Source organism: Phormidesmis sp. 146-33, from assembly GCF_052939515.1.
In genome coordinates this window covers 16,673-30,163 of record NZ_JBJPHU010000087.1, presented here as the reverse complement: position 1 = coordinate 30,163, position 13,491 = coordinate 16,673, and the positions used below count along the sequence as shown (strand labels likewise).

The window sequence follows — 13,491 nt, the reverse complement described above, 5'->3', positions numbered from 1 at the left end:
GCTTAATGTGTTGGCACTTTGACTTTGACTCGGCATAGTTTGAACGGTAGACCCTAACGATCGCCAAATGTCGAATGCGGTGGCGACGAAATAAAAACAGGGCCGCAAAAACGTTGTGTAGTTCAGCTTCGCTCATGCTCAACACCGGATAGTGCATGACATCGGCAATACAGGTCTGCATCGAGACATTCAAAGCGGTTAGCTGTACCAGATCCCGTTCGGTAAAGATTCCTAATAGCTGCTGATCCTGCATGACTAACACACAGCTCGATCGCGCCCCCCAAAGGGAATCTTTTTCTAGACTAGACGAACCTGAGTTAGGGTGAGCCAGATTAGCTGTACTATGCATCAGCATCGCAACCTCACTCAATTGAGCATCCGGCGCAACGATTAAGGGATGGCGATCGATTGCGTCAGCTAAGGGAGGCGTGCCTAACGAACTGTCAAAAGACGTAACCATAGAACTTTGTGTAACAAACCACATCGTGACGCTACGAGATAAGACTGTAACGTTTCTGCACAATTGATCACGTTTTTTTGCTGCTTATCGAATTTTAATCGTTTTGATCATCAGATGGCTCCATACCCATGATTCTCGGCGTACGCCCATAGAGACGATCTAAGACTCGCTTAACTGAAATGCGCTGCCACTGTTGTCCCCGCTTAGTCTGGTAGCCATTTTGATTGAGCCAGTCCGCAACCTGCTGGAGTGATTTTCCAGATTTGTGATGTCGGCGAATCAACTCCACAATCTGCTGTTCGTCAGGATTCTCGACCAGTTCTCCGTTGAGCGATCGCTGTCCAAAGGCAGGAGATCCGTAGCCAGCATAGCCACCCTGAGCCGCTTTTGCGCGTCGTCCTTGTTCTAGCCGTTCCCAGATCTCGCGGTCTTGAAAATTCTCGGCAACCATCGTTTCTAGTAAGATTTACTAAAGTTGCATCTCAAAGCAGTTTCAGATTGCTCTCTAAGTTGAGATAGCAGCTTTTGCAGTCTATGACATTCTTACTAAAATAGAGTGTTCTAAACAACGGATTTTTTAAGTAATTGCTGGGCCCGATCGATCTCTTGCGCCGTTCCTTCGACTATCAGGAGAATATTGCCGTTGGCGACCTGTTGACTGTACTTTTTGGCTTGTTCAGAAGTGAGTCCCAACCCAATTAAAGCACCAATTAAACCACCCGCCGCCGTACAAATGCCCCCACTTAGCAATGTGAATGCGATCGCTGACGATAAGACCACTTGACCCACACCCGGAAGCGCCAGCAGTCCTGCTCCCAATAACAATCCGGATGTTCCGCCAATCAGGTTGCCTAATACAAATCCTTTTTTTAATCCGGTTGCGGTGCCTGTGATCGCTCCAATGGGGGAAGCAGCAAGGTCAGATGAGGTAGTACGCTCAGTGTATTCTCCATCGTGACCGATTAAGAACGCTTGTGCGATCGGGAAGCCAGAGAGAACCAGGCGATCGAGTGCTTTTCCGGCTGTCTCGCGGTTAGAAAACAATCCAATGACTTGCCGACGCTGATTTAACACATCCCTAAACATTGCTTTTTCCTAACAGCTAAGAATTTTCTGTATCTTTAACTACAGTTTATCTGTTTTTCAGGAAAAAACTAGGGGTTAACAAGCGAGTGTCATCAAACTTTAACAACAAGACTCCTGCTAGAAGAACGAAATCTACTTCCCCTGATCGACGAGACCCTTAAAAGTTTCAGTCTGCTTTCGCAGACTTCGTTCTCCCAGGCGCGAATTCAATTCGCCAGCCTGTCACTCCCATTAAAAAAACGTCAGTTCGATAGAATTTTTCGCTTCGTTATTTTGCACTTCTGCCCCCCAACCCCCCAATTTTGGGGGACTTTAAGACAAGAATTCCAGTTCAAAGTCCCTCACTTGTGGGGGATTTAGGGGCGTTCCCGAATTTGCAGTCGGAGCGAAGTATTTCGTCGAATTCACATTAAAAAAACGATCGCAGGTTCTACACTACGATCGCCGCAAGACAGATTAGACAATCAAGGGTTCAGTGTCGCGGGGCGTACATCATGACTAAAACGCCTAGAAGCGCAATCCAGCCGCCCAGCCAGTCAAACTTGTCGGGAGGCACTCGATCGACCAGCCAGCCCCACAAAATGGACAACACAATAAAAATCCCGCCATAAGCAGCGTAGGCGCGTCCAAAACTGACGGGTTGTAGCGTGGGAACTACGCCATAGATTGCCAGAATGATCACCCCTAACACCGCCAGCCAGATGCTTTTTCCTTCACGTAACCATAGCCAAAACAAGTAGCCGCCGCCAATTTCGCACAAGCCTGCAATAACAAAGAATGCCAGAGATTGAATCATTATTTTTTGCGAGAATCGCTGAGCGTGGCAGGTTCTTCGATCGTCAAAGCCGCTTCATTTTCTTCGCTGGTGCGAATGCGAACGGCTCGACTCACCGGAATCACAAACAATTTACCATCTCCGATCGTCCCTGTTTTGGCTGTTGAGACAATCGTATCGACGACCTGATCAGTGATGTCATCATTCACGACAATTTCGATTCTGACTTTGGGGATGAAGTCGATCGTAAACGGTTTTCCTTCCATGTCGAACAGTCCTAAAAAAGCGAGTGGTCGCCCTTTTTGTCGCCCAAATCCTTTGGCACCTGTGACCGTCATTCCCTGAATTCCTAGCTTAACTAAGGCTTCTTTCACTGCATCAAGTTTAGAAGGCTGAATGATTGCGAGAACTAAATTCATGCGTGGCTCCCCTTATTGGTTTTGCGGATTGTTTAGACGTTAGTTCGATGAGGTGATTTTGCTTCGTTGTTTTGAGCTTCTGCCCTCCAAGCTGCCCATTCTGGGGGACTTTAGAGCTTGTGAGACATACTACCAACATTTGAAGGATCGATCCATTTCGCGTGGCTCAACACACTCTACAGACACTTACTTGGAACTTACTCGATCGCGCAGTGGGTGTCTCACATCAGAGGGGAGAAACAACGGTTTGCCTTTGAGTAAACTATCGCCAATCAGGTAAGCAAATCCAGCGACAAAGAAAGCGATCGCAATGCCGATCGCAGTGATTGAATTAACTTGAGCATTCCCAGATCCGGTCAAGCCGTAGTAAAAAATGCCGCAAACCATCGCCAGATTCATCACCAAACCCAGGATGGGAATCACGATCGTTTTGATGGGATTGTTTTCGCCATCGAGCAGATGTTCAAGCGTTGCAACTAGCGTGACTCCGCAGGTAATGCCATACAGCATAAAGGTGCCAATGTTGGAGACCAAAGTCACGATCGTCACGTTATCGACACTCTGAACTGCATAGGCCCCAATTAACGCAGAGAGTCCTGTCAAAAAGTAGATGCCCAAAAATGGCGTGTTGTAGCGACCATGCAAAAAGCCGAATACAGCGGGGAGTTCTCGATCGGCTCCCATTGCATAGCTGATTCTGACTCCGGTAGACAGGGAGGAAAGTCCGGTGCCAATCAGAGCCATCACCACAGTACTTGCCATGATGATCTGTAACAGAAATCCATTACCAAACAACAGTGTGTCACCGAGAATTTTGGCAATATCTCCGATCGGGGCCCCTGATGCCAGCGCAGCCGCAAACCCAGTCACCGTCTTGCCGTCTACAACAGCCGTAAATTGATCTCCAATAAAAAAGTTAGCTGCAAAATACTCAAAAAAGTAGCAGATACAAGCCTGAATAAACAACGATAAAATGACACCCCTAGGAATATCTCGCCGAGGATCAACGGACTCTCCAGCCATCGCAGTCGCTGACTCAAAGCCAACGAGCAGGAGAATGGCGATCGTCGCCTGATAAATTAGTCCAACCAAATCATGGGGAACTACAACGCTAACCGCATTCGCATGTTCATAATTCACATTGGGATGACCCAGGCGATACACAATCATCAACAGTCCTAAGAAGGTCAATGATGCAATTTGAACGACGTTAATGATGATGTTGATCAACGTAGAACCTGTCACGCCCACTAAAGCAATGCTGCCAATCAGACCCGCAAAGACAACGCAAATCAGCGCCTTACTGAACCAATCTGAGGCAAAATTGGGGTTAAACAGTTGCCCAATATAAACGACCAAGGTTCCCATAAAGCTGACCATAATGCCGGGATACACCCAGTAGTAGAGGTGTGCTGCCCATCCCGTGACAAACTTAGCCAGTCGCGCTAACCGAAAATGCTTATGTTCTTCCTTGGCTAAAATCGCGGCCTCTGCATAAAAGTAAGAACTTCCGGCCCCAGCTTCTGGATAAGCCTTAGAGAGCGTTGCATAACAGCTTGCCGTCAGCATGGCGATGATTGTAGCGAGCGCGATCGCTGCCCACATGTTTTTAGCAGAATCGGGAGGCGCTTGTAGTTGGTAGGTTGTCCACAAAAAAGCGCCTGGTGCAATCAGGGCCATTGCGTTGATGGTGATCCCCACCAGACCGAGGGTTGGCTTGAGTTCGCCACCTGTTGAGTTAGTCATAGTTCGCTGTTACATCCGTCTGGAAGTTGCATAGACAATCTTTGGGGGTGACGCAGTTTCAATCAGTATTGCTCGCTACAAGAAATAATTCTATTTTTTCCTGATTCTCCTAAAAATGAGCTGGCGCATAGGTTTGGAGAGAATATTAAATTTATCCTGAGTATTATTTGTTACAGCATCCTTCCAAAAGATTAATTTGTAAGAAGTTTTCAGTTTTTTCTATATTTCTCGACAGATAGTGATGTGCGATACAAAAACCTGAGAGTTCTGTTTCTACTATGTATCGAGTACAAAGACCTTCACAAGTCTGTAGCATTGATTGGATGAGAGTTTGAAAGTCAGGTTTGTTACAGTTGTCTAGCTTATTGGTCTAGATCATTCTCAGAACTGCTAAATTGTTGCTAAACAGAGCGGGTGTTGACCGACTGTACCCGTTGTGAGTTGAAGCATCCAGTCGTGTCTGGAAAGTGCTTTCTGCCAGTCTGAAGGAATGGGCGCGATCGCAAGAACTTTCCCTAATTTGGGGTTGCCAGGTTCTCGTAGTGCGCTTAGTAAATTCAGGTTGACCGTTGGCGAATACTTCTCAGACCTTTCCTAAGCGGGAAGTGTACGAGAGGGAGGACTCAGACGTGCTATTTTCTCCCTTTTGTGCCCTAGTTTACCAGGAGATTTTAGTTCATGGAACAACAGCCTAATGGTTTGGGAGTCCAAGAAACTCTTCAATCTTCTGAAGAGAAGCACCCCAAAAAACACAAGAAACACAAAAAACACAAGGAGCCAGCGATCGGAGCCTCGATCGAGCCGTCCCCAACTTCAAGCGAGCCGCCCAAACTCAGCACAAAAGCATACGAAATTGAGCTTGTTCGCCTGCAAACCGAACTGGTGAAGATGCAATACTGGATCAAACATACAGGCTACCGCCTGATGATTTTGTTTGAAGGACGCGACGCAGCCGGAAAAGGAGGCACCATCAAGCGCATCGCCGAGCCGCTCAACCCGCGTGGGTGTAGAGTTGTCGCTTTAGGAACGCCGTCCGATCGAGAGAAAACCCAGTGGTACTTTCAGCGCTACGTCGAACATTTGCCCGCCGCAGGTGAGATTGTTTTGTTCGATCGCAGTTGGTACAACCGGGCTGGTGTTGAACATGTCATGGGCTTTTGTACCGATCAGCAATACGGCGAGTTTATGCAGTCGTGCCCTGAGTTTGAGCGAATGTTGGTCAGGTCTGGCATCATGTTGCTCAAGTATTGGTTTTCGGTGAGCGATGACGAACAAGAACGACGGTTTCAGTCTCGCACCATTGATCCCGCTCGTCGCTGGAAACTCAGCCCAATGGATTTAGAATCGCGCGATCGCTGGATGGAGTTTTCTAAAGCCAAGGATACGATGTTCGCTCATACCAATATTCCCGAAGCGCCGTGGTTTACTGTAGAAGCCAACGACAAAAAACGCGCCCGATTGAATTGCGTGAGCCACCTTTTGAGCAAAGTTCCTTACACCGATATGACTCCCGAAGCGATGGAGTTACCGCCTCGCCGTGTCGCGCCTGATGACTATGTTCGTCCCCCTCGGAATGAGCAGTTTTTTGTGCCCCAGACCTACTAGTTTTTACCCCCAAGGACAATCATTATGAGTCATGAATTGCGTGTTAAGGCGATCTCTCAAGTAACCGATCGTACGCCTCTGCCGTCGAAGGTGCCGTCTCGTCTAGAAGCGATTTGGGCAACGGATGTCTTTACGTTGAGCAAAATGCAGGCGTGTCTTCCCAAGGATGTGTTTAAGTCGGTACAAAAAACGCTGAAGACAGGCGGCAAGCTCGATATTTCGGTCGCGGGAATCATTGCTTCTGCGATGAAAGATTGGGCCATTTCTAAAGGCGCACTCTACTACGCTCACGTCTTTTACCCGCTGACCAATGCGACTGCCGAAAAGCATGATGGCTTTATCTCGGTACAAAGTGATGGCTCGGTGATCTCTGAATTTGCCGGAAAGGTGTTAGTCCAGGGTGAACCGGATGGCTCATCGTTTCCCAACGGGGGTCTGCGGGCGACGAATGCGGCTCGTGGCTACACCGCCTGGGATGTGACCAGTCCCGCCTATGTGATGGAAACCGACAACGGGATGACCTTGTGCATTCCCACCGTGTTTGTCTCCTGGACTGGAGAAGCGTTGGATAAGAAAACGCCGCTTTTGCGCTCCAATTCAGCGATGAATAAAGCTGCAACTCGTGTGCTAAAGCTATTGGGATACGCCGATGTAGCCACGGTCAACTCAAGCTGTGGAGCCGAGCAGGAATACTTTTTAGTGGATTCTCACTTTGCTCACAATCGCCCTGATTTGTTGCTGACAGGTCGCACCCTGTTTGGCAAATCGGCCGCCAAAGGTCAACAGTTTGACGATCACTACTTTGGAGCAATTCCTGAGCGCGTTCAGGTCTTTATGCAGGATGTTGAAGAACGGCTGTATCGGTTGGGCATTCCGGCAAAAACCAGACACAACGAAGTGGCTCCCGGACAGTTTGAAATCGCCCCATTTTTTGAAGCGGCGAACGTTGCCAGCGATCACCAACAGTTGCTGATGACGATTCTCAAAATCACTGCCAAGAAGCATGGGTTTGTTTGCTTACTGCACGAAAAGCCGTTTGCGGGCATCAATGGGTCTGGTAAGCACGTCAACTGGTCGGTGGGCAATCCGACTCAGGGCAATCTGCTTGATCCTGGTGACACACCTCACAAAAACCTTCAGTTTCTCTTGTTCTGTGGGGCAGTGATTCGCGGCGTTCATACCTACGGTTCACTGTTGCGGGCGGTGGTTGCAACGGCGAGTAACGATCACCGATTGGGTGCTAACGAAGCGCCTCCTGCAATCATTTCGGTCTATCTAGGATCTCAACTCGAAGAAGTGTTTGAGCAGATCGCCAAAGGAGAAGTTAAAGATTCTGCTCACGGTGGAATGATGGATCTCGGTGTGGATACTCTGCCCATCTTTGTCAAAGATCCGGGAGACAGAAACCGGACTTCACCCTTTGCTTTTACGGGTAACCGCTTTGAGTTTCGGGCGGTTGGCTCTGGTCAGTCTGTTTCGGGGCCGCTGGTGGCGATGAATACGATTTTGGCTGATTCGCTCACTTGGGTAGCTGACAAGCTAGAAGCCGAACTGTCTAAAGGCACAGAGATGAGTGCTGCGGTGTTTGCTGTCCTCAAAGAAGTGATGGAGAAGCACAGCGCGGTCGTCTTTGGGGGCGATGGCTACTCTGAAGAATGGCACAAACTGGCTGAGGAGCGGGGTCTTCCTAACCTTCGCACGACGGCGGATGCGTTACCTGTGTTGAAAGACAAGGCGATCGAAGAACTGTTTGATCGCATCGGAGTTCTCACCCCGGTTGAGTTGGAAAGCCGCTTTGATGTCTATGCAGAGCAGTACGTTCAGACGATCGAGGTCGAGGCAAAACTGGTTGTCAGCATGGCAAAAACCATCATTTATCCAGCGGCGATGCGGTATTTGTCGGATGTGGCCAGCACGATCGCTAACTTGAGCGGAATTGGGATTGCGATCGAGAAGGAACCCGCCGAAAAAGTGGCTTCTCTGATGCAGTCGATGATCGATAATGTCAGCAAACTCAGTGCAGCGATGGGCAAACACGATTTTGCAAGTTCAGAAGAACATATGCAGTACTGTGCGAAAACCATTCGTCCTTTAATGGATAAGGTGCGCGAGTATGCAGATGCGCTAGAAGGTGAAGTCGCAGATGATCTGTGGCCGATTCCTACTTATCAAGAAATGCTGTTTGTCAAGTAAGGAACTGTACGCCTCTCTTTAATGAGTGTGGTAGCGGTTCAGGTCACTCGATCGATTCGGTGGCTTGGGCCGCTTTTTTGGGCTGCGTTGATTTCTGGTCAGGATTCATCTTTTCTTACTGTGCTGCAAAGGGTGGCGTTGCTGATTGGAGGGATGAATCTGTGAGAAGCGTCAAGCTTTTCGCCCCCTAAATCCCCCATTCTGGGGGACTTTGAACCTTGGGTTCCCCTCCGCTTTGGGGCAATTCATCCCCTGATTCAGCAACGCCATTTTTTACTTCCAATCCATCTGACAGAGATTTTAGCCTTTAGCTTGCTTAGGGGGTACGATCAATGACCACACATAAAAACTAAGTCAAAATCTACTACTAGAAGTTCAGCGAAACGACAACATACAAATTGAGATCCGAGCAAATCATTAAATAATTATGTCTTCAGTCAAAAGTCCGTTGCGCTATCCGGGTGGTAAATCAAAAGCGATCGCTCAGATTCTCCCCCACATTCCCTTGACCTTAAAGGAATATCGAGAACCATTTGTAGGAGGCGGCTCTGTTTTTTTGGCTATAAGACAGTTATTAAATAGTCAAGTCAAACAGTACTGGATCAATGACTTAAATTTCGATTTATATTGCTTTTGGGTTTATGCAAAAGATGAGATCGAATCGCTAGTAAATGAAGTCGATCGTATCAAGGAAAAATATACCAACGGTCGAGAGTTGTATGAGTACTATACCCACGACGACTTGAAGCTGAGTGAGTTCGATCGAGCCGTGCGTTTCTTTGTGCTCAATCGTATTACCTTTTCGGGGACAGTTGATTCGGGGGGCTACTCTCAGCAGGCGTTTGAGCGCAGATTTACAGCGTCGTCTATTCACCGATTACAAAAGCTTTCTTTCTATTTATCGTCAGTTCAGATTACACATGGCGACTATGAAACGTTATTGTTTCAACCTGGAGAAGACGTGTTTATTTTCCTTGATCCGCCCTATTTGAGCGCTACAAAATCCAAACTTTATGGCATCAAAGGCAAACTGCACACCGGGTTTGAGCATGAGCGATTTGCAGACAATATGCGCCAATGTCCGCACAAGTGGTTAATTACCTATGACGATTCTCCTGATATTAGACAACTGTTTAGCTTTGCCAACATTACTGAATGGACACTGCAATATGGCATGAATAACTACAAACAGGAAGTCGCCATTGCAGGTCGAGAACTATTAATCAAAAACTATAGCGATCCTAAATGAGTCATGAACAGATTTTTGTCGCTCCGTTCCAGTCCGCTTCGCCCCCTAAATCCCCCAGTCTGGGGGACTTTGAAACTGGGGAATGGGTCTTGAAATCTAGAAAGCCTCTCGGCTCAAAGTCCCCCAACTTTGGGGGATTTAGGGGGCACGATCAAGTCTGCATTTCACGAGTGATTTGGGATTGCTATATTAACCAAAACCTATTAATTAAAATCTATTAACCAAAACCTATTAACCAAAACCTATTGATCTCGCTCAACTCCCACCTGACGCAAAACCTCCATTGGGCTGTGCTGCTTTAAGATCTGCATTTGCTCCTCATCTCGGACAAACAAAGTTCCCGCAAATCCGAGCGAATTAACAGAAATTGACTGAAAGCTTTCCTGCGATCGCGGCACCATCCACATCCACTCTCGCGTCGCCAACAGATTGTAAGCACCCGACGGACGATCGCGCCTCAACCCCACCGCTTTTAACAACCGATCGTAGCAATCTAATAACGTCTCATCAGATGGCGTAGCAGGCAGTTTGACCAACGCATGAGCAAAGGGTAATTCTGAAACTGTAGCGACCTCTGGAGAACTGATCGAGGCAAATAGGGGCGCGATCGGAATCGATAAGCCTGCGGGCGTGAGCGGAAAGGGCACCAGTTGCAAATGTTTGTGTCGTTGGCTGGCTCCAGCATTCTTGCCAGCGTTGTAAAAAATCAGTCCGTCTACTTCAGAAAGACACTTCCAGGCAGCAGCAAAGTCTTGTCGATTGAGTAATGATTCCTGTTCCTCAAATTCTTTGGTAATGATCAACAAATGATGATCGACTACATTAAATTTATTGAGTAAACAGAGGTGAGTTTCTGATAAGCTGGCGATAAATAAGTCTTTTTCATAAGGTAAAAAAGGATTAAACTCAGCATTCGTTTTAGCGATTTCTTGTTCTTGTTTTTGAGCAATCTCTTTGCGAACCAGATTAGATAAAACCCGCACCAAAAAGCGAACATTCCCCTGCTGAACAAATTCATAATCTGTGGGAATTGACCGCAACGACCCACAAGCGATCGCGTGTTGTGTCTGCTCGATCACCCGATCCCATAACGCGCTAGATGGGGTTTTCTGAACATCTTCAGCCATGATCACGCCCAAGAGTTTGTCGTTCTAATTTTACGACTCGGCGATCGCACTTTGACCAGGAAGCGGCAGGATCAGCGTAAAAGTGGCTCCCTGTCCTTCTCCAGGACTTTCAGCATGAATCGTTCCTCCATGCAATTCCACCAGATGCCGAACGATCGCCAACCCCAACCCCAATCCTCCATAGGCGCGAGTTGTCGAACTGTCTGCCTGTCGGAAGCGATCAAACACATGCGGCAAAAACTCTGCACCAATGCCTCGCCCCGTATCGCTAACCCACAGCACAATCTGATCTTGCTGCCGGATTCCGATCGTCACCTGTCCGCCGTTGGGCGTGAACTTAATCGCGTTTGAGAGCAGATTCCATAAGACTTGCTGCAATCGATTGGCATCTCCCAAAAAGGGCACACTTTCAACCTCAAACTTAGTCTGAATGCGAATCTCTTTCGCCTCTGCGATCGGCTGCATTGTCTGGATCGCCGTTCCAATTAACGAGACCAGATCTAGATTAATCGGATTTAACAGCAGCTTCCCCGTGATCACTCGCGAAATGTCTAGAATGTCTTCAATCAACTGAGCCAGCGAATGGGTATTGCGATCGAGGGTTTCCAGGGCGCGGGCTGCCGTCTTTTCGTCCATTTTGCGCGTGCGGAGCAGCTTTGTCCAACCCATCATTGAGTTAAGCGGCGTTCGCAATTCGTGAGATAGGACTGAGAGAAATTCGTCTTTCATGCGGTTGGCTTGTGTCAATTCCTCGGTTTGTCGCTGAAGGTCGGTCAGCAGTCGCGATCGTTCTAGAGCCGTCGCCACCTGGTCACACATCACCTGCATCAAAGCCAATTCATCTTGATGAAAGCCAGGACGATTGCGAGTTCCAAACGAGAAGGTACCCAGCAAATGACCTCGCGATAAGAGTGGATAGCAGGCATAGGCCGTTAGTCCCAAGACTTGAATCGTTTCGGCTTTGGGGTCGCTGGCGTGTTGCACATCTTCAAGAACGATCGCTTGTCGCTGTAAGGCCGCCGTTCCGCAGATTCCTTCTCCCAGTTCTAACCATTCTTTGGGCAATGCCAGGGGTGCAAGAATGCCATGACACGCAATCAGACGAAGCTTTTGGCTCTGATCATCTATTAAATAATTCAAATAAACTTCTAGCTGTAAATGATGCGAAAGTTGATTAAACAATCGATCGATAAACTCACTAGGCTGCTCTTGCAACAACAAACTACTCGACATGCCATAGAGTAAACCGAGGCGATCGTTAGTGCGCTGTAATGCCTCTTCTGCTCGTTTGCGATCGTCTTCAACGCGCACACGCTCGGTAATGTCGAGCAGAAATCCAATGCCTAAATTTTCATCTTCTAGAAGGGCAGTGCCGACCACGACTGGCACACGGGTTCCATCACGACGAAGATAGGCTTTTTCATAGGGGGCATGGCTACCGCGCTCCTGCATTTCTTTGCGGGCCCGATCGTCGAGGGGCAGATATTCAGGGGGGGTGATGTCTCGCCAGTTGATTGCGCCTGTCATCGCTTCTTCGCGAGAGTAGCCAATCATGCTGAGAAAAGCGTCGTTTGCCTCCAGCACTTCACCGTTGACGTTGGCGATAATAATTCCAATGATGTTGGCATCCATCAGTCGTCGAAGTCGTGATTCGGTTTGACGCAGGGCAGACTGCGATCGCTGCAAATCAAATGCGGTTCGTTCGGCAAATTGTCTCGCTCGAATCTGCGATTGCACCAGCAAAAATAAAATAAAGCTTGCTAATCCGCCACCAATCAGAATGTAGGGCACCCACCGCATTTCTGAGTCGATTTCTAGTTCGGGTCGCGGAAAGAAGACGAGTGTCCAGGGTTCGCCCGCGATCGTGATTCTTCTGACGGTTTGAAACGTATTAGATGAATAATCTCTGGGTGGCTCATGCAACAACTTATCTGCGCGAACTTCTGAGCCGTCATACACCTGAAAGTCAACCAGCAGTTGTGATTCGTCGCCAAAGATGCTCCCCAGCAAATCGTCGGCCCGAAACGGACTATAGACAAATCCTTGTAGGGCGGCGCGGCGATCCTCTACAGTATCCGGAACTCGCCCCCCCTGATAAATTGGCATGTAGATGAGAAACCCAGCTTGTTTTTGAGCATCAATTTCCTGAATCAGCGTGACCCGCCCTGAAGCCGCCGGATTGCCTGTATCGCGGGCCTTCTCCATTGCCATCCGTCGAGTTGCATCGGTAAACATATCGAACCCGATCGCAGCTTGATTGCGAACATCGGACGGTTCTAGATAGAGAATGGCATGATATTCACTGCGAGGAAACGTGGGGCGCACTGCAAAATTTTCAAGTCCCTGGTTTTGCATTTCGGCAATCAGATCGGGAAGCTGATCCGGCAAAACTCGTGCAGAATAGCCAATGCCTTGAATTCCGGGATAGCGCCGTCGCAAATCAAGGCGATCGACATAGGTTTGAAAGTCTTGCCGACTGACAATTGTACTAGCAACAAATAATCCACTACTAGCCCGCAGCAAAGCAGTATAGGTTTCTAGCTGGTTTTCAATCTTACTTTGAGTTTGCTGGACGGCATTTTCAAACCGCAGTTGATCTTTTGCTCTAGCTGTAATAAAGGCATAATAAGAATAAATGGCCGTTAGTAGAAGCGTTCCCATCAGAATAAAGGATGGAAGCCATCGGCGTTGGGGTCGATCAAAAGCCACGAGTTACTCCGCTGTTATGGTGAGGAGATTAAAGAGAAGATTAAAAATAGGGTGGGCAATGTATTTCTATAATTTCTATACAAATGCTCGAAAGGTGTAGATGAACTTTATATCAAGCGTTA

Annotated in this window: 11 protein-coding genes; 3 read left to right on the top strand and 8 right to left on the bottom strand. The window is 48.0% G+C overall.

Going from position 1 to position 13,491, the window contains the following annotated elements; genetic code table 11:
* From ACJ2PR_RS25970 to ACJ2PR_RS25945, 6 genes are all read right to left on the bottom strand, one after another.
* Window positions 1-460 (bottom strand): CBS domain-containing protein (locus ACJ2PR_RS25970; RefSeq protein ID WP_446879128.1); only part of this gene is annotated, 460 nt, incomplete at its 3' end.
* A gap of 94 nt (window positions 461-554) precedes the next feature.
* Entirely contained in the window at window positions 555-911 is a 357-nt protein-coding gene (locus tag ACJ2PR_RS25965; RefSeq protein WP_446879127.1) for a recombinase family protein, read from the bottom strand.
* Between the two features lie 110 nt (window positions 912-1,021).
* Window positions 1,022-1,546 carry a hypothetical protein gene (locus tag ACJ2PR_RS25960; RefSeq protein ID WP_446879126.1) on the bottom strand — a complete coding sequence of 175 codons (525 nt, stop codon included), beginning with the start codon at window positions 1,544-1,546 and terminating at the stop codon, window positions 1,022-1,024.
* Between the two features lie 472 nt (window positions 1,547-2,018).
* A complete protein-coding gene (locus ACJ2PR_RS25955) occupies window positions 2,019-2,342 on the bottom strand; it encodes a YnfA family protein (protein WP_446879125.1) in 324 nt (107 codons plus the stop codon).
* Window positions 2,342-2,740, bottom strand: coding sequence for a P-II family nitrogen regulator (locus tag ACJ2PR_RS25950; protein ID WP_446879124.1), 399 nt, complete (start codon window positions 2,738-2,740; stop codon window positions 2,342-2,344). Before ACJ2PR_RS25950 ends, ACJ2PR_RS25955 begins: the two co-directional genes overlap by 1 nt.
* Before the next feature lie 186 nt (window positions 2,741-2,926).
* Entirely contained in the window at window positions 2,927-4,486 is a 1,560-nt protein-coding gene (locus tag ACJ2PR_RS25945; protein ID WP_446858420.1) for an APC family permease, read from the bottom strand.
* A gap of 678 nt (window positions 4,487-5,164) precedes the next feature.
* Here ACJ2PR_RS25945 and ppk2 point away from each other — a divergent pair.
* The 3 genes from ppk2 to ACJ2PR_RS25930 all read left to right on the top strand — a co-directional run bounded on the left by ppk2 (window position 5,165) and on the right by ACJ2PR_RS25930 (window position 9,533).
* A complete protein-coding gene (ppk2, locus tag ACJ2PR_RS25940; RefSeq protein ID WP_446879123.1) occupies window positions 5,165-6,091 on the top strand; it encodes a polyphosphate kinase 2 in 927 nt (308 codons plus the stop codon).
* A 24-nt stretch (window positions 6,092-6,115) separates the two neighbouring features.
* Window positions 6,116-8,284: a glutamine synthetase III family protein gene (locus ACJ2PR_RS25935; RefSeq protein WP_446879122.1), complete on the top strand. Its 2,169-nt coding sequence runs from the start codon at window positions 6,116-6,118 to the stop codon at window positions 8,282-8,284.
* 427 nt (window positions 8,285-8,711) lie between these two features.
* Window positions 8,712-9,533, top strand: a complete 822-nt coding sequence (locus tag ACJ2PR_RS25930; RefSeq protein WP_446879121.1) for a DNA adenine methylase — start codon at window positions 8,712-8,714, stop codon at window positions 9,531-9,533.
* A gap of 242 nt (window positions 9,534-9,775) precedes the next feature.
* On the opposite strand, the gene ACJ2PR_RS25925 is transcribed toward ACJ2PR_RS25930, so the two are convergent.
* Both ACJ2PR_RS25925 and ACJ2PR_RS25920 read right to left on the bottom strand, forming a co-directional pair.
* A complete protein-coding gene (locus ACJ2PR_RS25925) occupies window positions 9,776-10,660 on the bottom strand; it encodes an ATP adenylyltransferase family protein (protein ID WP_446879120.1) in 885 nt (294 codons plus the stop codon).
* 30 nt (window positions 10,661-10,690) lie between these two features.
* The gene (locus tag ACJ2PR_RS25920) at window positions 10,691-13,369 is read right to left on the bottom strand and encodes a CHASE domain-containing protein (protein WP_446879119.1); all 2,679 of its coding nucleotides are present in this window, start codon (window positions 13,367-13,369) and stop codon (window positions 10,691-10,693) included.
* Window positions 13,370-13,491: the final 122 nt, after the last annotated feature.